This is a genomic window from Ruegeria sp. CDSC079, assembly GCF_059610505.1.
This window is the reverse complement of sequence record NZ_JBXWNT010000003.1, coordinates 347621-371229: the sequence shown is the minus strand read 5'-3', so window position 1 is coordinate 371229 and position 23609 is coordinate 347621. Positions and strand designations below refer to the sequence as shown.

At 54.1% G+C, this 23609-nt stretch carries 20 protein-coding genes; 9 read left to right on the top strand and 11 right to left on the bottom strand.

Annotated elements, in window-relative coordinates:
• Positions 1 to 2: 2 nt before the first annotated feature.
• The 3 genes from AC2FIC_RS07595 to AC2FIC_RS07585 all read right to left on the bottom strand — a co-directional run bounded on the left by AC2FIC_RS07595 (position 3) and on the right by AC2FIC_RS07585 (position 4591).
• The gene (locus AC2FIC_RS07595) at positions 3 to 941 is read right to left on the bottom strand and encodes an ABC transporter permease (RefSeq protein ID WP_271948705.1); all 939 of its coding nucleotides are present in this window, start codon (positions 939 to 941) and stop codon (positions 3 to 5) included.
• Positions 942 to 1027: 86 nt separating this feature from the next.
• A complete protein-coding gene (locus AC2FIC_RS07590; RefSeq protein ID WP_282021720.1) occupies positions 1028 to 2593 on the bottom strand; it encodes an ABC transporter substrate-binding protein in 1566 nt (521 codons plus the stop codon).
• Positions 2594 to 2614: 21 nt separating this feature from the next.
• Entirely contained in the window at positions 2615 to 4591 is a 1977-nt protein-coding gene (locus tag AC2FIC_RS07585) for a CocE/NonD family hydrolase (RefSeq protein ID WP_496691390.1), read from the bottom strand.
• Between the two features lie 128 nt (positions 4592 to 4719).
• Between AC2FIC_RS07585 and AC2FIC_RS07580 the strand changes: the two genes are divergently transcribed.
• Positions 4720 to 5481, top strand: a complete 762-nt coding sequence (locus AC2FIC_RS07580; protein WP_281972993.1) for a helix-turn-helix transcriptional regulator — start codon at positions 4720 to 4722, stop codon at positions 5479 to 5481.
• A 151-nt stretch (positions 5482 to 5632) separates the two neighbouring features.
• Positions 5633 to 5782 (top strand): hypothetical protein, encoded by a 150-nt coding sequence (locus AC2FIC_RS07575; RefSeq protein ID WP_496788911.1) that lies wholly within the window; start codon positions 5633 to 5635, stop codon positions 5780 to 5782.
• Between the two features lie 69 nt (positions 5783 to 5851).
• Here AC2FIC_RS07575 and AC2FIC_RS07570 read toward each other — a convergent pair whose 3' ends face one another.
• Together AC2FIC_RS07570 and AC2FIC_RS07565 are read right to left on the bottom strand one after the other, a co-directional pair.
• Complete coding sequence (locus AC2FIC_RS07570; protein ID WP_142636086.1) at positions 5852 to 7678, bottom strand: BCCT family transporter; 1827 nt, start codon at positions 7676 to 7678, stop codon at positions 5852 to 5854.
• 485 nt (positions 7679 to 8163) lie between these two features.
• Positions 8164 to 8373, bottom strand: coding sequence for a hypothetical protein (locus AC2FIC_RS07565; RefSeq protein ID WP_496691391.1), 210 nt, complete (start codon positions 8371 to 8373; stop codon positions 8164 to 8166).
• A gap of 33 nt (positions 8374 to 8406) precedes the next feature.
• Here AC2FIC_RS07565 and AC2FIC_RS07560 point away from each other — a divergent pair, with 33 nt between their 5' ends.
• The 4 genes from AC2FIC_RS07560 to AC2FIC_RS07545 all read left to right on the top strand — a co-directional run bounded on the left by AC2FIC_RS07560 (position 8407) and on the right by AC2FIC_RS07545 (position 12074).
• A complete protein-coding gene (locus tag AC2FIC_RS07560; protein WP_282021716.1) occupies positions 8407 to 9165 on the top strand; it encodes an IclR family transcriptional regulator in 759 nt (252 codons plus the stop codon).
• An 81-nt stretch (positions 9166 to 9246) separates the two neighbouring features.
• Complete coding sequence (locus AC2FIC_RS07555) at positions 9247 to 10647, top strand: selenium-binding protein SBP56-related protein (RefSeq protein ID WP_496691392.1); 1401 nt, start codon at positions 9247 to 9249, stop codon at positions 10645 to 10647.
• A gap of 21 nt (positions 10648 to 10668) precedes the next feature.
• On the top strand, positions 10669 to 11319 hold the full coding sequence (locus AC2FIC_RS07550; protein ID WP_496702083.1) for a hypothetical protein: 651 nt from the start codon (positions 10669 to 10671) through the stop codon (positions 11317 to 11319).
• A 446-nt stretch (positions 11320 to 11765) separates the two neighbouring features.
• Positions 11766 to 12074 carry a DDE-type integrase/transposase/recombinase gene (locus tag AC2FIC_RS07545; RefSeq protein WP_496691394.1) on the top strand — a complete coding sequence of 103 codons (309 nt, stop codon included), beginning with the start codon at positions 11766 to 11768 and terminating at the stop codon, positions 12072 to 12074.
• Here the strand turns inward: AC2FIC_RS07545 and AC2FIC_RS07540 are convergent.
• From AC2FIC_RS07540 to AC2FIC_RS07525, 4 genes are all read right to left on the bottom strand, one after another.
• On the bottom strand, positions 11985 to 12872 hold the full coding sequence (locus tag AC2FIC_RS07540; RefSeq protein ID WP_496870100.1) for a LysR family transcriptional regulator: 888 nt from the start codon (positions 12870 to 12872) through the stop codon (positions 11985 to 11987). The two genes, AC2FIC_RS07545 and AC2FIC_RS07540, sit on opposite strands and share 90 nt — an antisense overlap.
• 201 nt (positions 12873 to 13073) lie before the next feature.
• Positions 13074 to 13757: an IS6 family transposase gene (locus AC2FIC_RS07535; RefSeq protein ID WP_496691395.1), complete on the bottom strand. Its 684-nt coding sequence runs from the start codon at positions 13755 to 13757 to the stop codon at positions 13074 to 13076.
• 287 nt (positions 13758 to 14044) lie between these two features.
• Positions 14045 to 15112 carry a ParB/RepB/Spo0J family partition protein gene (locus AC2FIC_RS07530; protein ID WP_496709085.1) on the bottom strand — a complete coding sequence of 356 codons (1068 nt, stop codon included), beginning with the start codon at positions 15110 to 15112 and terminating at the stop codon, positions 14045 to 14047.
• A complete protein-coding gene (locus AC2FIC_RS07525; RefSeq protein WP_496691397.1) occupies positions 15105 to 16490 on the bottom strand; it encodes an AAA family ATPase in 1386 nt (461 codons plus the stop codon). The genes AC2FIC_RS07530 and AC2FIC_RS07525 overlap by 8 nt, the downstream gene beginning before the upstream one ends.
• Before the next feature lie 581 nt (positions 16491 to 17071).
• On the opposite strand from AC2FIC_RS07525, the gene AC2FIC_RS07520 reads away from it, so the two are divergent.
• Positions 17072 to 18331 carry a replication initiation protein gene (locus AC2FIC_RS07520; protein WP_496691398.1) on the top strand — a complete coding sequence of 420 codons (1260 nt, stop codon included), beginning with the start codon at positions 17072 to 17074 and terminating at the stop codon, positions 18329 to 18331.
• 39 nt (positions 18332 to 18370) lie between these two features.
• Here the strand turns inward: AC2FIC_RS07520 and AC2FIC_RS07515 are convergent, their stop codons facing one another.
• A complete protein-coding gene (locus tag AC2FIC_RS07515) occupies positions 18371 to 20677 on the bottom strand; it encodes a Tex family protein (protein ID WP_496691399.1) in 2307 nt (768 codons plus the stop codon).
• A gap of 64 nt (positions 20678 to 20741) precedes the next feature.
• A complete protein-coding gene (locus AC2FIC_RS07510; RefSeq protein WP_496691400.1) occupies positions 20742 to 21764 on the bottom strand; it encodes an Ldh family oxidoreductase in 1023 nt (340 codons plus the stop codon).
• A 157-nt stretch (positions 21765 to 21921) separates the two neighbouring features.
• Between AC2FIC_RS07510 and AC2FIC_RS07505 the strand changes: the two genes are divergently transcribed.
• The gene (locus tag AC2FIC_RS07505) at positions 21922 to 22767 is read left to right on the top strand and encodes a helix-turn-helix transcriptional regulator (protein WP_496691401.1); all 846 of its coding nucleotides are present in this window, start codon (positions 21922 to 21924) and stop codon (positions 22765 to 22767) included.
• 210 nt (positions 22768 to 22977) lie between these two features.
• Positions 22978 to 23604 (top strand): hypothetical protein, encoded by a 627-nt coding sequence (locus tag AC2FIC_RS07500; RefSeq protein WP_142640307.1) that lies wholly within the window; start codon positions 22978 to 22980, stop codon positions 23602 to 23604.
• Positions 23605 to 23609: the final 5 nt, after the last annotated feature.

Genomic DNA, 23609 nt, shown 5'->3' with positions numbered 1-23609 from the left:
CCTCAATGAGCCGTGCGCGCGCGTGGATCAAGCAGCGCATTGATCAGATCGGCCAATGCGGTCGACACCACGAACAAAGCTGTTGATACTAGGACAGAGCCCATCACAATCGGGTAGTTTCGGGTCGTAATGCTGTCGATGACCAGTTTGCCCAAACCAGGTCGGGCAAAGACGATTTCAGCGAAAACCGCCGAGCTGAGAAGAAAACCCATCCCAACACCGATCACGGTAACCACGGGCAAAATGGCGATCCGCAGCGCGTACACCATGACTACGCGACGTTCGGCGATACCAAAGGCTCGGGCCGTGCGGACATGGCTTTCACCCATAACCTCCAGCATCGAGGCGCGTACCAACCGGGCAATATAGCCAACCCAACTGAGCCCGATGGCAAAGGCGGGCAGGACCAGATGGTCAAGACGGTCAAGGAAGCCTTCCCCGGCACCGATCGCGGGAAACCACTGTAGATGCACCGCAAAAACCAAAAGAGCCAGGAGCGCGACAACAAAGGCCGGAGCGGCCACAAAACTGACAGATATCGCGGCGGCAACCCGGTCGATCAACGTATTGGGATGCGCAGCCGCATAGGCGCCGAGTGCGATGCCCAGCGTAGCTGACCACAGGATCGACGCGAAAATCAGTTCCAATGTGAATGGTAGTTGCTGGAACACGATGTCAGTCACGGAACGACCCGAAAAGACATCGGTTCCCAAGTCACCCTGCAAGAGGTTTCCGTAAAAAATCAAAAGCTGTTTCCAGATTGGCTGATCCAGCCCCAACGCTACTGTGAGTTGGGCCTGAAGCTCGGGCGTGGCGCGTGGACCGAGCATGATTTGGACCGGATCGCCTGGCACGGCGCGGATCATCAGGAACATGACGGTGACCGCCACGAACAGGATAAGCAGCGACAGCCCGAAGCGACGGGTTGCGAATTTCAGCATGGCCAACTGGCTCCTTTTGGCTTGATGGCGTTGGTGTTGGTACGGCGAGCGTTACGCACCCGCCGCACCCGGTCGACCTGGGGAGATCAGGTCGCCTTGCCAAAATAGCGAAGCAGGGACAGGCCATCTGGCCGCAGCGCTGGAATGACGCGTGCGCTGTGAATTACCGGTGTCGCCTCGTGAGTGATAAAGCGATAAGCACCGCTTTCTTCCATCAGATCCTGCGCACGCTGATACATTTCAGCTCGCTTTGCGATGTCCGTTTCAGCAGCCGCAGATTCATGGATTTCGTTAAATTCCGGGCTGTTAAACCGTTCCCAGTTCCATTTCCCGATCTGTTCTGGTGTGAACCACGACGTCGCATAATACGGATCAGGCGTCATCGAGAAACGGTTCAGAACAAGCTGTAGGTTCTCATTGTCACCGGACGCCCAGAATGCCCCAGATTCCAGAACGTTAACCTCAACCGTGATTCCGATCTGCGCCAGCGTCGCCTGAATAATCTGTGCAGTTGTTGTAAAGGTCGTCTTGTTCAACGTATCGAGGGTTAGCGTGACATTGGTTTCACCGGATTCCGCGAGCAACTGCGCGGCTTTCTCGAAGTTCGCCTCAGGTGGTACCAGCGAAGATGGCCGATGGCCAGCAAGGCCCGGTGCGATGATGCCGGTAGCCGGTTCAGCAGCTCCAAAATATGCTGCCTCCAGGATGCTCGGAACATCCACTGCGTGCTGAATCGCCTGCCGCAGTTTCTGATTTTGCAGCTTCGGATGCTCGACGTTCATGCCCATCCAGACGTAGTAGAGCGAAGGTTTCTCAACCAGCGACCCACCATTGGGAACCCCGGCGCGATACCGCTCAACCGAGCCCAGCGACACGCGAGTTACGTCCAACTCGCCTGCCTCGAACGCAATCTCGGCCGTGTTTTCATCATCGATCGGATAGATCTCGACGGTATCCCAAGCGGGGGCATCCCCTTTCCAGTCAGGGTTGCGCTTTAGAACGGTCTTTTCTTTGGGCGACCAACTGTCTCGCAGATACGGGCCGGATTCCGCAACCGGATCAGCACCGATCCGGCCACCGGCGGCTTCGACCGCTGCTTTCGAGACGATGTTTCCAGTAATATACGGCAGGGCAATCGACCAGATCGGGGCAAACGGGCTGTTCAGAACGATTGTCCCTTCACGGTCTCCTGTCACTTCAACATGGCTGAATGGCCCTAGGTCGGGCTTATTCGGACTGTCGGTCGTGTCGTCCACGATCCGTTCCATGCTGAATTTGACGTCTTCAGCAGTCATCGCGCCAAATCCGTTGGTGAATCCAATATCGTCACGCAATGCGAACTTGATATGGGTCGGGTCAACCTGCTCGATCATAGTTGCCGCATCCATTTGCCAACCCCATTCCTCGCCCGGCTTGTATTGGATCAGCTTGTTGTAGATGGAGGCATGCACTTCTTCTTCAACGACACCAACGGAATGTGCTGGATCCATGTTCTGTGCATCACCATAAGCCCGCACCCGCAGAACACCGTCATCTGCTGCAAACGCGCGGTTCGCCCACCCCATCGGAAGCGCTGTAGCGGCCCCTAGCGCAGTTGCGCCTTTCAGAAACCTCCGGCGACCAACATTGGCCTTTGTCCATTCGATCTTCATAGTATCCTCCCTTAGATTAAGTCAGAGAAGTCCGCGTGGAACGGTTTCGGACCATTCCCTTGTTAGGACTTCGATTTCATTTGCGCCTTCAGTGGCGCATAGTTTGCGGTAGAGATAGAAATTCTCGGTGTCACAGCTCATGCGGCACTCGGTCGTGATGGCGACCTGCCATTCTTCGCGCTCGAACGAAAAACTCCAAGCGGTCTCGAAATACGCGGTTGTCGGATCATCGGGGTGAATGCGGTAAAGCATGCGTACGTCGCTACCAACAATCAGATCGTGGTAGGGATCGCGCGTTTTACCATAGTCATCAAACGTTTCCAGAACCACGCAACCGCTTTCGGTCACCGTGCGTTCTGATTGCGCTGAAGGTAAACGCAACTGCTCAGCTGCCAGAACCGGATACGCCTGCGCCGGGCCGGGTTCAGAGGCTTGAATTTCATGCGCAACTTCGCGCACCGGCAGATGCAGAGCACAATTCAGCAAGTGTAAAGTTACCGTGGCCGATTGAGGTGCTGGCCAGACAATCGGCCAGTAAGACGTCGTCAACGCCAGTCGCAAAATGTGGCCCTCGCGCAAATGGTGCGCACATTCGTTCAGCGTGATTTCAGCCTCGTAGATCTCACCTGGCTGTAGGACCTGCGGCGTCTCATGACTGTGGTAGTGACACAGGTTCAACGGACGATAGCTGATCCGCTGTGACACACCTTCGGGTGAAACATCACACAGCCGCGCGACAAGCTGGGCAACAGGCTGATCCACTGAAAACTGGAACTTTAGCTTTGCCCGACCCAGCAGCTCGAGCGGTGCTTGCAGCGGCGAGCTGTCAAAACAGACCGATAAGGCATCATCACCGGCCTGATCCCCTGCAAGTTCATTGTCGATACGCATGCCCGCGCAAAAATACCCGCTGTCTTCACCAACATAGCAAGGCGATGCGACAGCGACCGCACCAACCACCGGGTCCCGCGAAAACCCACCAGGAACCAGATGCCAGACCCGTTCTGAGACATGAGATGACGGCCATGCCGTCTCTGCAATCCAACGACCTTTCCGAGGACCGTTTTGCGCAGTCGGATTGAAGTGTTCCTGCATGTATGTCCGATAGGCAGGCAAGTCCTCGGCGCCGTTTTGTTGTCCCTTCAGCCAGCGGTCAAACCATCCAACGACTTCGGAATGAAAATCTGCGGGATCAAGCTTTGAGATGTGCGGATAGCGGTGTTCCCACGGCCCAATGATAGCTTTGGTTGGCGCCGTCAGGTTGGCTGCCAAAGCCGGAGGCGCATTGATGTAAGCATCTGCCCAGCCTGTAATCGCCAAGACAGGGGTTTGGATCGCGGTCCAATCCTCGCAAACTGAGCCGTGCTTCCAATATGGGTCGCGCGTCTGATGTCGCAGCCAATCTGCAGAAGAGAATGGGACGTTTTGCAGTCGGGCAAACCAGTCCTGTCGCCAATCTGCGCGAAGCTCTGGATCAGCTGGGCGCGTCAGATAGGCAAACATCTGACTGCCCCAATTCATGTTGTCACTCAGCAGGCACCCACCCATGAAATGGATGTCATCGCCATATCGATCCACAGTCGAAGCGACACTGACGATGGCTTTCAGTGCAGGTGGTTGCCTGAAGGCCAGCTGCAGACCATTAAACCCGCCCCAAGATATCCCAATCATCCCGACATTGCCGTCACACCAATCCTGCGCGGCAATCCAGGCTATGACTTCCTCACCATCATGCAGTTCCTGTTCCGAGTATTCGTCATCGAATTGCCCTTCGCTGTCCCCGGTGCCAGCTATGTCGACCCGAATACAGGCATAGCCCGCCTTTGCAAAAACCGTGTGTGTTGTTTCGTCTCTGGGCGCGGTGCCGTCACGTTTGCGATATGGCAGATATTCCAGAATGGCCGGTGTGGGGCCTGTCTCGGGCAACCAGAGGCGCGCCGCAAGCCGTCGCCCATCGGCAAGTGTGATCCATGTGTTTTCGATTGTTTCGATTGGCATCTGAAGCTTGTCTGTTACGATCTGATGCTGAAGAAGAAACCGATTTGCAGATAAATCAAATTGTGCAATCTTATGCGAGTTGACGCAGTTTGCAGTGATATAGCGTCAAAACGCGAAAGGCTTTTCTTGTGTCCGAGTATTTTTCTGCCAACTTACGATCGTTGTGCGCAGAGCATGGAAACATTTCGCAGATTTGCCGCGAAATCGGCGTCAATAGACAGCAATTCAATCGCTATTTGAATGGCTCCAGCCTGCCCTCTGCCCATAACATGCGCCGCATTGCACGTCATTTCGACCTGACCGAAGCACAGCTTTTCGAGGAAACTGCAAGCTTCGAACGAATGCTAAGAGGCGTCCTGCCACAAGTTGGGAAAACGCCCACAGATGCGTTTTTGGAACCCTTCCGGGGGCAACAGAAGAACCTGAGGCGCTACATAGGTTTTTATCATTCCTATTTCTGCACGCCATCTTGGGAAGGAAAAATCTTCTGTTCATTGATCCGCATTCAGGAAGTTGAAGGGCTAATCACGATCCGGTCCCGTGAAATTGCCACGTCTCCAGACAAGAGCATGCATCAGATTTCGCGCTACGCTGGCTTTGTAACTATGCGCGGGAACAGGATATTCGTGACTGAACACGAGCTCGCGCGCGAAGGCAGCGTTTCAAATACAATCTTGTACTCGGCGCATCGCCAGCAACTGAAGTATTTGCGAGGGATGACCATGGGCGTTGCTTGGCGCCCATACCCCCATCCATACGCAGCCAAAACAATCTGGAAACGTCTGCACGAACGCGTAACTGCGCGCGAGGCGATCGCAGCTTGTGGCATTTACCCAATTCAAAGTAATAGGATTGATCCAACTGTCAGAAAGCACCTGACCGAGGTTTGAATCGCCGGATTGACATAAGCGGCAGCACCGTTCTTTAGGTGCTGACTCCAATTCCGATAGCAATTTTTCGTCCAAACTGTACGAGATCAATTCGTACCAGTTCTTCGAGACAGCACTGACAATGCCGCAAGTCTAGCTCGTGCAACGGGTAATGTTCGTCTCTGATTGCAGCGAAGAGGCGGACTATGGCCCAGGCATCACCACCGATCTGGCATACCATGTGCGCGCAGTAGCATTTGTGCTGCTTCTGCAAACATGCTGCCTGTCTGACGTCTGGCACGAAACACTGGTCAGAACTTAACCCACCGTTGCACGAAAACGCCGCCCCCGATCAAAGGGGCGGCGCAAGGTTCGTAACGCTATAGGTTGATTACTCGGCAGCCTGTGTGCTTGCGTCAGCATGCTTGTCACGCTGTCCGTCGCGGTAAAGCGCTTTGGTCAGCGAGACCATCATCAGGGCCATCACCATGGTAAATGGCAATGCACCGATGATCATCGCGTTGCGCAACGCATCCATCGGGTTGTTTTCCCCTGCAGCAAGGATCAGCGCGCCGATCACAGCCGTCAGGATCACCCCCCAGATGATGCGGTGCTTGATGCCGGTCTCCTGGCTGCCGCCGGACATGATGGTGTTCATCACCAGAATGCCCGAGTCAGCTGAGGTCACCAGGAAGGTCATGATCAGGATCACGCACATGACGTTCAGCATGGACAGCAGCCCTCCGTCGATCATGTAGGACAGGGTCACGAACAGCTTGTTTGTGTTCGAGGCACCAATGATCGCGCCTTCTGCGGCACCGGCCAGTTCCAGATCAATCGCGGTGCCACCCAGTACAGTCATCCAGGCGAAGCACACCAGTGCCGGTGCAAGCACGCATCCCAGAATGAACTCACGCACGGAGCGACCTTTGGAGATACGCGCCAGGAACAGGCCCACAAACGGCGAGAACGCAATCCACCAGGCCCAGTAGAACGTGGTCCAACCGGCCTGCCAGCCGAATTGACGACCCTGCTCACCAGCGGCATATGCCGCGGCCAGCGTAGCCTCGTCCAGTTCAGCTGCTGCGCCCTCCAGACCGCTCTTGAAGCCATCAAAGCTGCCCCAGGCGTTGGTTGCGCCACCCATCAGGGCATCCGCATGTGCCTGCGCTTCGGCAGGCAGAGCCGCCGCAAAGGCCTCGGCTGACAGCGGGCCATAGGCACCAAAGCTCAGCGAGAGGAAGTTCAGAAGGTAATCAACCAGGGCTGTACCATAGGTGGTCATAGCAAAGACAAAGGACCCGAAGATCACAAACGTGCCCAGCAGGATGATCGACAGGACAAGGTTCAGGTTCGACAGGTATTTAACACCCCGGCCAACACCCGACACCGCCGAAATGATGGACAAGCCCATGATAACGACCAGACCAGCAATCAGACCAACTTTGCTTGGCGTCGGAACATCTCCGCCAAAGTCCATGATCCATTCCATGCCGGTGATGGCATAAAGACCGTCGATGAACTGGCTGACGCCAAAACCGATAGTCACGGACACACCCAGGATCGTTGCAACAACGCCCAGAACGTCGACCACATGGCCAAGGAAACCGTTCATCAAACGGCCGAACAGCGGTGTCAGAGCCGCGCGAATGGTCAGAGGCATGTCACGGGTATAGGCGTAATAGGCCAGCGACAGGCCGGTCACCACATAGATTGCCCAGGCGTGGAAGCCATAGTGCAGGAACGTGTACCGATAGGCCGACTGAACGGATTCGGGATCGTTGCCAGCAACTGCACCGGAGACGACCTCGGGGTTTGATCCCCACAGGCCCAGCGGTTCAGCGGTCGCAAAGACCATCAGGCCGACACCCAGACCGGCGCCAAACATCATCGAGAACCACGAGAAGTTCGAGAACTCGGGCTTTTCGCCAGGTGTTCCCATGACCCGCTTCCCTGTCGACGGCAGGATCGCCACAATCACCAGGAAGATGGCAAACAGGCCAACAATGACAACGTAGAAGCTGTTGAAAATTTCCAACAGCTTGCCATTCCAGCTACCGAGGGTGCTGTTGGCATTGGCCGGGAAGACAAGCGCCCACAGTACAAGGGCAACCATGATGCCCTTGCTGATCAGCGCGATCGGTACGCTGTAATTCTCATAGAAACCGGCATCTGCCGTTTCTATCTCTAGATCCGTAAATGGTTCAGGTAATGACATAAGGTTCCTCCCAGTTGTCACTTTTTCATTATTTTTCCGCACAGGTTAGTTGGCTTTGTACCATGAACCCGACGGGCCTTTGGTTCGTACACACGTGCCGATCTTCTCATGCAGCGTGGCGGTTAGCGCTACGTCTCCGGTAGCGGCACATTCAAGGATTACCGACGGTTCACATCTGGCAGGCGAGCATTGCTCGCCGACTGAAACGACGCGATCAGGTTCAGAAGTGGTCACGTCTGGCTCCAAATTCGGCAATTCCGATTCAGAGCAGAATGCAGCTAGAGAGCGATATCAGTCAAACTCAATTAGCTTTAATTAACTTCAATAAAGGTGAAGTCGGTAACTTTCCATGCCAGAATTCGAAAACCGCAGGGATCTACTTAGGTGCATGCATAGGGTCGACACTAATGATCTGAACCGCGCCAACAGGTCGTAACCTTTGAATAGCGTTGGGCCTATCCCGCCCTATCCGACGCGAAACCGGTTCAGTCAATTTCGGCCTCGGCCGGATTGGCAACAGCTACAGTCCCTGTCGCATAGATCTCTATCAGGGCTTCGCCAGCCTGTGATCCTTCTAGCTCAACCTCAATGATCTCAAGGAATTTTTCGGTCTCAATCGCAGCCGCCGCCACTGTCCGCATATAGATTTCCCAAAGATTATACTTGCGTTTGGGCGAAAGATTCTCATCATTCAATATACAGTCTCGTGTTGTGAGAATTTCATTAACATGCACCTAGAACGTCTGATCCAGATACTTGAAATCATCGCAGTCGTCGGACGCCCTGTTTCAGTGGCGGAGGTTCAACGTGCAACCGATCTGCCCAAGCCCACATGTTACCGGCTCATTCAGTCACTTGTTGAACAAAATCTCCTCGACGAACCCTCTGATGACGGAAAATACATCATTGGCGAGCGGATGATCAGGATTGCCTTGCTTGGAAAGTCCGATGCCGATGTCCGACGCTGTGCAGCCCCCCTCATGCGCCTCGCAGCGACAAATTTTAATGAAACGGTTTTTCTTGCGCGCTTTCGCGACAACAAAGTTGAAATCATCCACGTAGAAACACCCGATGATCCCGCTCGTGCCTTCATTCATCCGGGCTTGGGCGTACGTCCCATGCATGCCTGCTCGTGCTCGAAAGCCATTGCCGCCTTTGCGGAACCGGAATTTCGCGAAAGCATCATGTCAGGGAGCCTGAAGGCGTATACTGAACACACCAAGACGTCCGAAGATGAGCTACGCCGCGAATTCGAGATAATTAGCGAACGCGGCTTTGCCGATTGTGATCAGGAAATCGACATCGGAATTGCCAGCGTTGCGGCACCGGTATCGATCGGCAACATCGGAGCTACGTTCAGTATTGGTGCGGTTGGCCCCATTCGCCGGTTCCGCACCGAATACCGAATCGAGATCGGCGAGAAATTGAAAGGTTTGTCCAAGAAGGTCAGTGGCGCAATCCAGCTGTGCAACGTGACGGATACATAACGAAACGAACAACTACCGGCCCTTTTGGCAAAAAGGATGACACTGAGAATAGGAAAAATTCAACAAACCGGAGGAAACCAAATGAACCTGAGACCAGATCCAACGTTTCACGCCTCGCCTAAGCTTGCAATGCAGGCACCGGTGGAAAACTACGCCTTCACTGTAATGCTCAGCCCGGACGGATCGCAATCTGATGGCATCGCGGTCATTGACCTCAAACCGGACTCAGACACCTATGGCCAGATCGTACATCAGATCATTGTTCCCAACAAAGGCGACGAATTTCACCATTTCGGCTGGAACGCCTGTTCGTCATCTCTGTCTCCTCTGACCGGACACGCCTTTCTGGAACGACGTTATCTGATCGTACCTGGAATCCGATCCTCACGTATTTACATCATCGACGTGAAAGACCCGTTGAAGGCCAAGATCCACAAGACGATCGAACCCGAAGAACTATTTGCAAAAACCGGTTATTCGCGCCCGCACACCATCCACTGCGGTCCCGAAGGGATCTATGTTTCCTGCCTTGGAGGTGGCGGCGAAGACGGCACAGACGGACCTCCGGGCATCTTCATTATGGATTGCGAGACGTTCGAAATTATCGGGCAATACGAGATGGATCGCGGCAAGCAGGACAAGCACTATGATTTCTGGTGGAACCTGCCGCAGGACTACATGGTTAGTTCCGAATGGGGTTTGCCGCCGCAGTTTGAAAACGGCGTGGTGCCCGAGGACCTGTTGTCGAACAAGTATGGCCATTCGATCCACTTCTGGGACTTGCGCGCGCGCAAGAATATCCAGACGATGGATTTCGGCGACAATTACCAGATGGCACTGGAAATTCGCCCTGCGCATGACCCGACAAAATCTTATGGTTTCTGTGGTGTCGTGGTGGACACCACCAACCTGCAAGGCGCAATTTTCACATGGTGGCGCGGTGACGACGGCAAATGGCAGTCCAAGAAAACGATCACCATCGACCCGCGCCCCGAAAAGCCCGAGAACCTGCCGCCACTGTTGCAAGGGTTCGAGGCCGTGCCGCCGCTGGTCACCGATATCGACCTGAGCCTAGACGACAAATACCTCTATGTTGCGTGCTGGGGGCTGGGCGAGATGCATCAATACGATGTCAGCGACCCGATGAACCCGAAGCTGACCGGAAAAGTCGAGCTGGGCGGCATCGCCCGTGGCACCAAGCACTCCAACGGCAAGGATTTTGCCTATGGCCCGCAAATGGTTGAAATCAGCCGCGACGGCAAGCGCGTCTACTGGACCAACTCGCTTTACTCCACCTGGGACAACCAGTTCTATCCCGACGACGAAGGCGGACAAATGGTGATGGCCGATGTGGGCGAAAACGGGGGGCTGACGCTGAACAATGACTTTTATGTCGACTTCCCCAAAGGTCTGCGCAGTCACCAAATTCGCCTGGAAGGCGGTGACTGTTCGACCGACAGCTTCTGCTATCCGTCCGTCTAAGAAATGGGCGACATAACAACAATGACAGCCCTTTGGTGGGCTGTCATTTTTTCTGGACTCTACCACGGTATCAACCCCGGAATGGGTTGGCCGCTGGCCGTTTCGGCGGCGTTGATGGAGCGAAAGCACAGCGCCCTGCCAAAAGCGCTGGCAATGTTGGCCACGGGGCATTTCCTCGCGATGATTGGCATCTTGTTGCCATTCTCACTGATGATGTTCCTTGTTCAGTGGGAAGTTCAAATCCGCGTGGTCGCCGGGCTTTTGGTTATCGCCATGGGCCTCTATCTGCTGATCAACCGAAGACATCCGAAAATTCTGGCGCGCGTGCACCCTGCCCGGTTGGCGCTCTGGTCATTCCTCGCTGCGATGGCGCATGGGGCTGGTTTGATGCTGGTGCCGATTTTTCTGGGCATCTGTGCGATTGGAGCGAACGAAACCGGTCATGCCGCAGCACAAACACTTATGAGCAGCAACGTGACGACTGCGTTTCTTGTTGCAGCAGTACACACGTTGTCGATGACAATTGCTGGCGGCACCATCGCAGTTGTGATCTACCTTTGGCTGGGGCTCAGGTTCCTCTCAAAGACATGGTTCAATCTTGATGTCGTTTGGGCACTCAGCCTCATCGCCGTCGGAGCATTCGGACTCTATGCAGCACTTTTTGGCCATTGAAATCGGTTACCCGACCAAATGCCACCTGTTCACGAGCTGGCAGAAACCAGCAATCCCGGCAGTTAATCTTTCAACGCATCTAGTGGCACCTGAAGCACCGCGTTGCCGGTTTAGTCAGGTGGAATTTCTCCTGCAGGCTCTGCCGCAAACTTTTCAACTTGATTGCCTGGAATAACCCCGACCGGCATGATGCGTGAGTCAATCTGCAAAGCGGATGCTCAACACGCTCTCGTTCAAAGGATGCCATTTTCCAAAGCACATCGTTGTCCACGCAATCTACTTTTACTCACGATACTCAGTGCCTTAACGCGACCTGGAGCAGATATTGGCTGAGCGGGGCGTTGCGGTTGATCATGTGACAATCAGCAGATTGGGTGGTGAAATTCTCGCCCCAAGTCAAGATTGAGACGCACAAATGCAAGCGCCCTAGTGCAGTTTCATGGCACATGGACGAAACCTATCTCAAAGTGCGCGGCCATTGGAAGTATCGGTATCGGGCGGTTGATCGCGACGGCGAAACCCTTGATATTATGCCGTCTGAAAGTCGTGATACCGCGGCGGCCAAGCAATTCTTCGCCGAGGCATTGGCCAACAAAGGCATACCGTTGCAGATCGTGGTCGACAAAACCGTCCCTCTCGCTGCAAAATCTGTTTTCATCCCAAGATCAAACATCTTCTTTAAACTGCTTACGCAACCAGTCCACAAAGATCTCGACCTCTGGTCGTACAGCTTTTTTGGAAACAGGTTGCATTAGGAAATGTGCATCCGGGTGTGGCAGCGGTTTGCCGGCAAATCGAACGCCCGAGGCGAGCCCATTTTCGGCATTGACCAGTCGCGAGAACACTAGGGCATAGCCACCGCCACTCGCGACAAGTTGCAGCGCCGAAATGGTTGTGTCTACCAGGTATTGCGGGGCGTCTTGCGGCTTGGTGCAGTCATATGCGCTCAAGTATCGTTCCCAATGGCCTTCATGGCCTAATATGTGAACAAATGGACCAGACAGCAGATCCTGCACTTGCTTTGCACTGTTCTTCCGGCCTTTGGCGCATATCGGGACGATCGCTTCATCAGAGAGTTTCTCGGAGAGTGCGTCGGTCCAGTTGCCACGACCCAAGCGCAGCTCTACGTCGATCTCTTCTAAATTGGTGGTCTCTGTCCAGATATTTGTCACAAGGCGAAGATCTATCGTCGGGTGGTCTTTCTTGAATGACGGAAGACGGGGCGCAAGCCAAAGTGAAGCGGTCGATATCGGCGCCTTGATCGTAACTGTCTTCGTCGCCATCGACCCGAAAAGGTTTGCCGAGGCCATATCGATATCAGCAAGCGCCTGCCGGACAGTTGAGCAATAAGCCTGACCAAGCTCTGTGAGAGAGAGGTGTCTTGCGCGCCTCACAAATAACTTGTGCTGCAACTGCTGTTCCAATGATCGGATGTGCAGGCTGACGGCAGCCTGCGTCAGCCCCAATTCGACGCTTGCACTGGTAAAATTCAGATGTCGGGCCGCGGCTTCAAAGCTACGCAGCCAGGTTAGACTTATCTGGTTGGACGGCATTTACCACCACGAAAAATTTACGATAGATCGTTTTATCTATCAATTTTCTTCTATCAGCAAGTTCCCAAATTTGATCTTGTTTTGTTCTTTCACTCGACCAGGAGATACGGGCATGACTGAAAAAAACATAAATCAGCAGGTAATTGGGGTTCTGTCGCAAACTTTTTGGATGGCAGAACATCAGTGGAATTGATTAGCAGTTTACCCCGCCAGTTGGGCAAACTGCTGAAACGGACGGAGTTTGGGTGTGAATTGACCTTTGCGGATCATGTTGACCAGTTCTATGCCTGCCAGGACAGATGCGGCTGAAGCGAAAGATTTGAAGCCCAGCATGGGTCTGATCCTTCGTTTGATGAAGCGGTGATCCTGTTCAATGATGTTGTTGAGGTATTTCCGCCTGACCATATCGATCGGGATCGGACAACCAAAGCCTTTCAACATCTTGTTGATCGCCTTGATGCCAGCAGTATTGGCACCACTTTTGTCGATGACGATCTTGCGTGGCAATCCGTTCAACTCGAGAGCGCGGGCGAAGAACCTCGTCGCAGCGGCTTTGTTCCGGCGCTCGGACAACATGAAATCCAGGGTCTTGCCGTGTTTGTCGATCGCTCGGTAAAGATAAACCCATTCGCCTTTTACCTTCACATAGGTTTCATCCATGCGCCACGAACGGTCTGCGGGACGCTTTCTATACCGCCCTGTTTCAGCAAGGGGACCTGCATATCGACTGACCCAACGGTTTAGCGTCGTATGATCCAGATCAACGCCACGTTCCGCCACGATTTCTTCCAGATCCCGGTATGAAACACCGTAGCGGAGATAGAAGAAAACCGCGTGAAGGATCACGTCTTTCGGAAAATGCGCGCCCTTAAATGAGATCTTCACGGCCTGCTCCTGTTATGTTCCAGCACGCGCTACCAGAAATGCACTCGAACTGACAGGTGGGGGCGAAGTTTGCGACAGAACCGCGTAAACGTTTGCCTCAGCGACATTAGCATTTACCCAAATTACTCTAGCGAGCACCTCCAAAGGATCTTGAATCCATAATGATCATTTATTCCTCATTTTGATCATTACCTTGACAGTAGTAGAATTCGCCTCTGCGAACCAATCCAGTCAGCTCTTTGATTTTTTTGACGACGAGACCGACCTATCCCGGTCTCGTCACAGGACTAACCCAGATGGTTGCCAATCTGGTCGATCAGGTTTTGAGCCTCATCAACTGAAATTTCCCTCCCGCGTATCCTGAGGCGGAGTTCCCCAGATGTCACCTCGGCCTGAATTGTGCCGCCTGTGGGAATGATAACCGGTGTCAAGCGTTGCACCTGCTGCGGGCGCCCGCCGCGCGATTTTGCTTTTTCCGCGTCCGGCACGCCCTTGATCGCAGCTTCAAGCAGACCCCATTCGGATTTGGAATCCAACGGGCCGGCGCCAGCCAATGCCTGGCGCAATCTGGTTTGTGCCCCGTCCCGCAATGCCGAAGCAAGCTTGAGCCCGGCCTTTTCTGACAACGACACGGGATGCTGCAGCAAATCCCCCAACGCTTCATGCACCATAGCAAAGCTACGGACCTTGGACCGTTTGGCTTTGGACGCTGCAGCAAAAAGCACATCGACAGCGGCCTCGGTTGAAGCAAAAACCCCCTGCCCCGCCGCCAGAACCGCGACGCGCCCGCGTTCATAAGGGCTGAGGTTCGAGCGCAACTCATTCTCTTCCACCATCGAGACGTAAGCGCCCTGCCCTGTTCCAGCCTCACGGACAAATGCAGGAATCTCGATGAACCGAGCATCACTTTGGGACAGCCGCTTGAAGGCCTCCAGACGCCGATAGCCCGAGATCAGGCCAAAACTGTCACCGACCCGGCTCACCTCGATTGGCGTTCTCAAGCCGTGAACGCGCAGCGATTCCAACAGTTCCGCCATGGCTTCTTCGTCTTCAACCATCCGGTCACGGCGGATGAAATCCGGATCAATCTGATCCAGCGATATTTTTTCCGCAATCAAACCGGCGGTTTGTGCATCGCGCCATCGAGCTGCATCACCTTGGTCCTGGGCCAAAGCGACTCTGTCTGTCACGGACGCCATGCCACCCAAGGTAGCGGCCTCCGCCGCAACCTGAGCTATTGGAGGTGCGGACGAGCTTGCTTCAAACGGGCTGATCGACGGTTTCGCGGCGAAACCCGCTTCAAGCTGTTCGAGCTCTGTTGTGTCCGGTGCGGTCAGTCTTCTGCGTTTAGCCATCTGCCTCTCCTCCCATCTGAGCGTCGCGCCACCAGCAACCGATCAGAACCTCTTTGAATTCTGCGTAAGTCCGGTCAAACGTTTCCCGACCCCGAACATACGTATCCCGGTTAAAATCACGGTAGTCGGCTTCGTAGATCCCATTCACCTGCTCACCAGCCTGCCCGACCAAAGCAGTATAGTCCTGCCGGTAGGCATTCATGAAATCCCCGAAATAGGCCTGAATTACGTTCGCCATGTCTGTTTGCTGACTGGCATCAAACCGGGTGATGATTGCGCGTACAACATCCCATTCGAACTTGAGCTCAGGCAAGCCAGCTGCGCGTTGTGCCGTGTTTTCACCATCCTCGATACTGGCGAAGGTCGTATAGAGCATGTCGAAGAACCGACCCGTTGAATCAAACTCCAGAAACGAAGCTCCAAGCGGAACCAGAAGGATATCTGCAGCAGCCAGTGCATTGATCGTAAGGTACCCAAGTGCAGGAGGCGTATCGAGAAAGACGATGTCATAATCGTTGAGGATACCTTCATCTTCGAGGAAATTGGTCAGGCCGTCCCACAAAGGCCAACTTCTCAGCCCCATCCTCCACACTGGGATCTGGAACTCGGCCCAGTAAAGGTTCAACTGCGCACCTATCAGATCAATATTTGGCCAATGGGTGTTCTGAATTACATCGCCAGGGGTCGTTTTAAGCGCCTCTTGCAAGGTCTCATCCAATGGAATTTCAGGTTGGCCCGCCGCATTGCGCACGCGGTTTTCCTCCTGCACGGCCCGAGCATAGTCCTTTGCGATCAAGGGGAACACAGTTTGCCATTCATCTGCGACGGACCCGCCAAGGATCGACGTCATGGATCCTTGGCTGTCGAGGTCGATTACCAGAACTTTGTACCCGTCCAAGGCGGCGGACATGGCCAGATGGGCGGCGGTCGAGGTTTTTCCAACACCGCCTTTGAAATTTGCAACGGAAACAACCTTTGCCGGAAGCCCTTCAGGCCGGTAGGGAAGATACTCCTTCGTGCTCACGCCTTCAGCCGCAAAATGCTGGCGCAAGGTCAGGACCTCTTCCAAAGTGAACCATTTTGAACCGGCTTCTCCTTCGCCTTGAGGAAGATCAGGATGTGCTTTGAGGACACGGCGGAGATGCGCAGGTGCAACCGGAATTAGGTACTTAGTTATTTCCCAAATTGAAAACCTACGCAGCCGCTTTTCCCCATCAGGAGCATAACCTCGGCGAGCAAGATCCTCACGGCCTTTGGCGCAGAATGCCGCTGCTTTTGCGAATCGAGAGGTTCCTATAGGATCAGGTAACTTCCCGGCCGCTGTTGCGGGATCAAGATTCAGATATGGCGGTAGCGGAGGTTGGTTTGATTTGTTCACTGTCGTTGCCTCAGAAGATGTTCGCCTTAGCGGCGTATATTTAGGAATGTAGCGAACATTATCTTCTAAAGCTATCCTGCGATCGGAAGTTTTCCACAGTTTTTGCGCGCAAGGCTGGGTTTCGCCACGAAACTCTAGAAAAATGAGAGAGCACGCCAACAAAGAGTTTATTATTTATAGAGTCTTTAAGAGATTTAGATTAAGAATATGATAATTATAACAACAAGTTAGATCACCTTAGGGACCCATTTACAGTTCCTAGGGTATCCGATTCCGGGATCAAAGGTGCCCAGATACGGGACCAAGGGAACCATTCGACAGGAACAAGGGCACCGATTCGCAGGGACGTGGATCTTCGACGCTATTAGACACTTACAAAGCCGTTTCTAGTACGTTCGATCCTGTCTGAGTCGTTCTTATGACGGGCTCGCGATGATGGGTCTGGGGATAAGTTTCGGTATATCTGATTAGGGTACCCGTATTCGGGATGAGCCTGATCCTGTATTTGGGCACCTAATAGAAGTTGATTGATAGGTACCTTTCATGGCAGAAATGCAAAAAAAGAGCAGTCAGGCAGAATCATGCCGGAAACACAAATAGACATGGATCACCTTTCCGGAGCCTTGCGAAGGGAAACGGTGAAAAAGAACGTTGCCGCGATTCATATCAGCGGTAAGTTGACATTGCTTCAGCGAAAGCTGTCGAATGTCCTGCTTCTCAATGCCTATGATGCGCTGACATCTGCACAGACCCATACCATCGATGCACGAACTCTGGCGATGATGGTCGGCTATAACTCGAACGATTTTGATACCTTGCGTGCAAGCCTGCGCGCCCTGGCCGAGACTGTCGCTGAATGGGACATGTTGGATGAGCAGGGGCGTCAGGAATGGGGTGTTTCCTCTCTGCTGAGTTTTGCCAAGCTCAAGAATGGTGTTTGTGAATATGCCTACTCACCGGCGCTGGCGCAGAAGCTGTATGATCCCAAAATCTATGCGCTGATCAACGTTCAGATTCAGCGCAACTTTAGTTCTGGGCACGGATTGGCACTGTATGAAAACTGCTATCGCTTTGTGCGCATCGGGTCGACAGGTTGGTGGGCCTTGGACGTTTTTCGAAAGCTCATGGGTGTAGATGGCAGCGACTATTATACCAGCTTTAAACATCTCAACGCTAAGATCATCAAGCCGGCGGTTGCCGAGGTGAACAAAAGCTCGGACATTCTGATCGAACCCGAGTTCCAAAAGAAAGGCCGGACGGTCACCGATATTCGCTTTCGGATTAAGGGAAACCCGCAAAAGGCGATGTTCGAAATTGATGACAGCGACGGTGCTCGGAATATGCAGGTGTACACGAAGCTACGTGATCAAGGGGTCTCGGATCGTTTGGCCCGACAGTGGATTTCCGAACATGGTGAAGACTACGTTGCGCAGAAACTCGATTACGTAAGGCAAAAGGGCGGAGTGAAATCCACATTGGGCTATCTGTCGGCCGCATTGCGCGATGACTATCAGCCACCTGAACCGGAACAGCCAGCGAAGCCCAGCCCCGAAGCACTAGAAGAAGCGCAGGCGAGGCAGGCCCAAGTGGCGGTTGAAGACAAAGCCTATGCCGAACGGGTAGCCGAGCGGGAGGAGCGGGCGCGGAAACTCTCGATCGTAGAAGAGCTGGTTTCGCGGCGAAACCCGACACAGAGGGACGCAGATAAAAGACTGTTTCTTGCCGGTCTAGACAACGACCTTGACCGCGAGCATTTCCGAGCGCATGCGTGGCGCTCGGGGCTGAACGCAACCGCAATCTTCGAATTCTGGCAAGAACTAGAGCCAGACGCTTTCGACTGATCGCGGTAAGGGCAGGGGGGGTGCACACCCTTTAGCAGATTATTGTTTTTTGAACGCAGATTTCAGTGCATCTGCAAGTGCCCCCTGCTGCGCATTATTGCCGTTTTTTGCGCGTTGTGATTCTTTTTGTTTTGTATGGCTTTGCCGCGTTTGGTCGCTGCCTTGAACGCGCTTTTGCCGGGTTTCAATGCCACCATCCTTGCGCATCGTCAGACCGATGCGTTTTCGCGGCGCATCCACCTCGACGACCCGTACCTTAACTACCTGGCCGGTTTTGACAACATCATGGGGATCTTTGACAAACCGATCTGCTAGTTGGCTGATATGCACCAACCCGTCCTGATGAACACCAATATCAACAAAAGCGCCGAATGCCGCGACATTGGTAACTGTGCCCTCCAGGGTCATTCCAGGTTTCAAATCGCTGATCTCTTCCACGCCATCAGTGAACGAGGCAGTTTTGAAATGTGGCCGGGGATCACGACCGGGTTTTTCAAGCTCGGAGAATATGTCCTGAACCGTGGGCAGGCCAAAACTGTCGTTGACAAACTGTTCGGCGCACAGGCCTTTCAGGGCGCCTTCATTCCCCAGGATTTGCCGAATATCCCGCCCACATGCGGCGACAACGCGTCGGGCCACGGAATAAGCCTCGGGGTGCACGGAAGACGCATCAAGGGGCTCCGCCCCATCGCGTATTCTCAAAAAACCCGCGCATTGTTCGAACGCGCGGGGACCAAGGCGCGCCACCTTCAGCAACTCTGAACGAGATTGAAAGGCACCATTCATGTCGCGGTGCAACACGATGGATTCTGCCAGCCCCGGGCCCAACCCGGACACATGCGACAGCAATGGGGCAGAAGCAGTATTCAGATCAACCCCAACGGCGTTCACAACGTCTTCAATGACAGATGCCAATGATTGCGAAAGCTTATATTGATCGACATCGTGCTGATATTGCCCGACCCCGATGGATTTGGGTTCGATCTTGACCAGTTCCGCCAAAGGGTCCTGTAAACGACGGGCGATTGAAACTGCGCCCCTAAGGGAAACATCCAGGTCAGGGAACTCTCGGGCGGCCAGTTCGGATGCGGAATAGACCGATGCTCCGGCTTCCGAGACCACGACTTTGGTGGGAGGAGTGACGGTTTTGGGCAAATCTCCGAGCGTGTCGCCGACCAACTTTTCGGTTTCGCGGCTGGCTGTTCCGTTGCCGATTGCAACAAGCTCAATGCCGTGCTGGGCGATCAGGCGCAGGATTGTGGCCTGCGCGCCTCGAAGGTCATTCTTGGGTTGGAACGGGTAAATTGTTTCAGTTGCAACCACTTTGCCAGTTGCATCGACAACCGCTGCTTTGACACCTGTTCGTATTCCAGGGTCCAGCCCCAAGGTTGGGCGGGCGCCAGCTGGCGCAGAGAAAAGTAAGTCCTTAAGATTGCGAGAGAAAACGGAAATCGCCTCGTCCTGGGCACGGCTGCGAAGGTCGGCCATCAGGTCAACCATCATCGTCAGCGAGAGCTTTACCCTCCAGGTCCAACCGGCCACCTTGCGTAACCAAGTATCGGCAGTTGAATCCGTGCGGGTTAGCAGATGTGATGCGACGATCGCTTCCGCCCGAGCAGCGCCGGTCTCGGGGTCCGGCGCGATGTCCAATGTCACGATGCCCTCTTTTGAAGCGCGAAGCATCGCCAAAGCCCGATGAGACGGCGTTTTGGCCCACAGCTCGGAATGGTCGAAATAGTCACTGAATTTCGCGCCATCCTGTTGTTTGCCATCAATCACCTTCGAGGTCAGCAGCGCCTCGCGCTGCATGAAGCTGCGCAGTTCGCCTAACAGGGTGGCGTTTTCGGTTAGTCGTTCGGTGACAATGTCGCGGGCACCGTTCAGGGCATCCTTGCCGGTCGGAACGGCCTCGGACAGGTAGGATTGAGCAAGGGTATCGGGATCGACAGACCGGTCTGCAAGAATTGCGTCAGCCAGAGGTTCCAACCCGTTCTCGCGTGCGATCATTGCCTTGGTGCGCCGCTTGGGTTTGTAGGGCAGGTAGATGTCTTCCAGCTGTGCTTTGGTGTCAGCCAGCGCAATGGATTTCGCAAGATCGTCGGTCAGCTTGTCCTGATCCTTGATCGAATTCAGAATGGTTGCGCGACGGGCGTCCAATTCGCGCAGATAGGTCAGGCGTTCTGACAGGGTGCGCAGTTGGGTATCGTCCAAACCACCTGTCGCTTCTTTGCGGTAGCGCGCAACAAAGGGCACAGTCGCGCCTTCGTCCAACAATTTTACTGCGGCCCCTACCTGATCGGGTCGGGCGTTGATCTTGGTGGCGATGGTGCGGGCGATGCGGTCCAATGGGGCCTCCTGACAGTCGTTCGGAGAGACTTCTTAGCCAGCTGCTTTGCTGAGGGGAAGGGGGCTAAATCTGTTGGGCCAACTCTTGCAGATCGTCATAGAGGGTTTTGGCAATCTCAACATATCCGCGTTCGATGTTGCGGGCTCGGGCGGCAAACCGGCGTTGCGATGGCAGGCGCGCGCCCTGATCGGTGATGTCAGCGAACAGGCGTTCTGCCCTTGCATCATTCGGGTCTATGCGGCCACCGCTGAAATGCCTCGGATCGAAGGCCAGAAGGATTTCACCATGATAGGGGGCGCCGCCTGAGTTGCCGGCAAACTCCATGCTTTCCAGACTGGTCAGGTCGTCGATCAACGGACCGGCCAAGAGTTCGATCATGATGGACAGGGCCGAACCCTTGTAGCTGCCGAAGGTCAACATCGCACCCTCCATCGCAGCCTGCGGATCGTTGGTTGGGTTGCCGTCCTTATCGATTGCTACGCCATCGGGCAGGGGCTTGCCTGCGCGGCGATAGAGTTCGATTTCGCCACGGGCAAAGGCGCTTGTTGCGAAGTCAAAGGTGAAGGGATCCTTGCCCTGTCGCGGCCAGCTGAAGGCCAGCGGGTTGGTGCCCAACGAACCGCGGGTGCCGCCGGCAGGGGCAACCCAGGAATGGCTTGGTACCATCGCCATCGCCGCAAGGCCGGCAGCAGATAGCCGCTCCACTTCGGGCCAGAGGGCAGAGAAATGAAAACAGCGATTGATGGCCATGGCTGCAATACCATGGGTTCGGGTTTTTTCGATCAGAATTGGAAGTGCCTCATGAAATGCCAGCAGGGACATACCTCCGCGAGCATCGACCCGAACGATGGCGTTATCCGATTGGGTAATGGCTGGCGAGACATTTCCGTCAATCTTGCCTGCCTTCATGGTGTCATTGCACATGAACAGTCGGAACAGGCCGTGCGACTGGCAATCATCAATCTGACAGGTGACCAGCATATCCGCGATGGCCGCTGCATGGTCCGGCCCGTATCCGGATCCGGACAGGATGTTCAGGCTTAGGTTTCGTATTTCATCCAGTGTCAGCTTGACCGCTTCGCTCATCTGCCATGTCTCCCATTGCGTTGGCAGAAGAAGGCATAGCTTGGTCTGGCTGGCAAGGAGAACCCTTGGCAATTTGCCATTCATTTATGGTTAATGCCGTATTGGATTGGTCTAATAATGCAATATGTGAATAAGTTAACAGAAGTTCCCAGACCTTTTGTACTCAATCGAAAGTTGTGGTGGCGGCACAGCGACTCAAGTTGATTTTTCAGATCAGCAGAGGTCGCACCCTGCGTGGCGCCCTACAAAATTTTCAGAAGTTTTTTGGATGGGGAATTTTATGCATAGTCCTTATGATCGTGACCGAGTGATCTGCTTGGAGTTTACACCGCGCCTTTTGTCCGAATTTCGCAGCATAGTTGAAAGGTCTATGGGATACCGCGTGTCGAACGATGCAGAAAGCACAGGCATTTCTTACCATGAAAAAGCAATCGTTGTACGTCAGTGCCTGAAGCGTTTTGTGCCGGCCAATGCCCCAAAACCTGCCGGGTCGCATAAGCGCCAGCACAGTTTTGCACTGATCAACCTGGGTTTGTCGACGGCGCGTGCCGAAGTATATTCGCAAGGATACAGCGACTATATTGCCTATCCATTTGTCACCAGCGAAATCCAGCACAGATTCAGTGCGGCGCAAGCATTGATGAAAGAGGATGTCTCTGCCGAGTACTTTTCAAAAGATACGTTGGTCAATGCTGCTTGTAATTTCCTTTCTACCGAGCCCGAATTTGCCGGCGGCATTGACGCCTTGGCGCAAGTGGTCGGGTCAAACCGGAACACCTTGTCCAAGCGGTTCAAGGAAGAGTTCGGTGTTGGCCCCATGGCTTGGTTTCGGCGCTACAGGTTGAACTATGCAGCGGCCCTGGTTCTTGAGGGGCAGCACAGCATTCAGGACATCGCCTTCAAGGTTGGCTACGAGGATGCGAATAACTTTTCGACCGCGTTCAAACGGGAATTCGACGTCTCGCCGTCGGAGTATCGGCGCTATCGCAATTCGATGAATTAAGCCTCACCCAAAACACGTCCTGGATGAGCATGCTCCTGCGCGCGCGAGGCTGGCCAAAATGTGCACCGGTTACCGCGGGCAGGGGTCTAACAGTGCAAAGATCAAAGGAAATGATGATTCCTGCAAAGATCGAATTACAGAGTTCTCAGCTAGCATTGATTCACGATTTCGTCGTTCTCGACAAGAACCGCTAATGGAAGGAATCTGAAATTGGTTACCGAAAATATTCAACTCAGATTGGTCAATCACTCGGATGATGCCAATAATTCATCGATCGTTATTTTCCAGCAAAACGTGGCCGAAGATTTCGGCGAACTCGCTATCGCGTGGAAAGTCATCAAAAACCTGGGGCGGCTGGATTATCACCCCTTCAAATACCCGCTGAAGTTTCAGGTTTCGGCCTCGGACAGCTATGGGAACTATACGCCGCAGATGACGGCCTATGACGGTCAGGCCTATGAAATGGTCAAAGACACCAGCGGGGATATCTTGCGCCTGGCCAAAACCCCGGCAACGTCGCCGAATGAGGTCGAGCTGCGCAACAATCTGACCATGGGATCGATCAACGCGAATATCTATCGCGAAGGCAAACTTCTGGCCGCCAAGACCAACCTTGCGCCGGGGCAGAAGGGCGTCTTTCAGTTCCACCCGACCATCTATATCGGCGTGGTGTCGCAGATCGAAGAGGGCCAGGTCATGGACTCGGCGATCATCAGTCAGATCAACACCGAGATCAATCTGTTCGGCATCCAAAGCGCTGATATCGTGATGTCGGGCGGCGGGCCTGGCAAAAACTCTACCCCCTTTGATTTCCAGCTGGCAAACATCAATGCGTAAACGCG

Coding starts and splice junctions, on each gene's coding strand:
- AC2FIC_RS07595 (WP_271948705.1), bottom strand. CDS start 941: ATGCTGAAATTCGCAACCCGTCGCTTCGGGCTGTCGCTGCTTATCCTG.
- AC2FIC_RS07590 (WP_282021720.1), bottom strand. CDS start 2,593: ATGAAGATCGAATGGACAAAGGCCAATGTTGGTCGCCGGAGGTTTCTG.
- AC2FIC_RS07585 (WP_496691390.1), bottom strand. CDS start 4,591: ATGCCAATCGAAACAATCGAAAACACATGGATCACACTTGCCGATGGG.
- AC2FIC_RS07575 (WP_496788911.1), top strand. CDS start 5,633: ATGTTCGTCTCTGATTGCAGCGAAGAGGCGGACTATGGCCCAGGCATC.
- AC2FIC_RS07570 (WP_142636086.1), bottom strand. CDS start 7,678: ATGTCATTACCTGAACCATTTACGGATCTAGAGATAGAAACGGCAGAT.
- AC2FIC_RS07560 (WP_282021716.1), top strand. CDS start 8,407: ATGCACCTAGAACGTCTGATCCAGATACTTGAAATCATCGCAGTCGTC.
- AC2FIC_RS07555 (WP_496691392.1), top strand. CDS start 9,247: ATGAACCTGAGACCAGATCCAACGTTTCACGCCTCGCCTAAGCTTGCA.
- AC2FIC_RS07550 (WP_496702083.1), top strand. CDS start 10,669: ATGACAGCCCTTTGGTGGGCTGTCATTTTTTCTGGACTCTACCACGGT.
- AC2FIC_RS07545 (WP_496691394.1), top strand. CDS start 11,766: ATGGACGAAACCTATCTCAAAGTGCGCGGCCATTGGAAGTATCGGTAT.
- AC2FIC_RS07540 (WP_496870100.1), bottom strand. CDS start 12,872: ATGCCGTCCAACCAGATAAGTCTAACCTGGCTGCGTAGCTTTGAAGCC.
- AC2FIC_RS07530 (WP_496709085.1), bottom strand. CDS start 15,112: ATGGCTAAACGCAGAAGACTGACCGCACCGGACACAACAGAGCTCGAA.
- AC2FIC_RS07520 (WP_496691398.1), top strand. CDS start 17,072: ATGCCGGAAACACAAATAGACATGGATCACCTTTCCGGAGCCTTGCGA.
- AC2FIC_RS07510 (WP_496691400.1), bottom strand. CDS start 21,764: ATGAGCGAAGCGGTCAAGCTGACACTGGATGAAATACGAAACCTAAGC.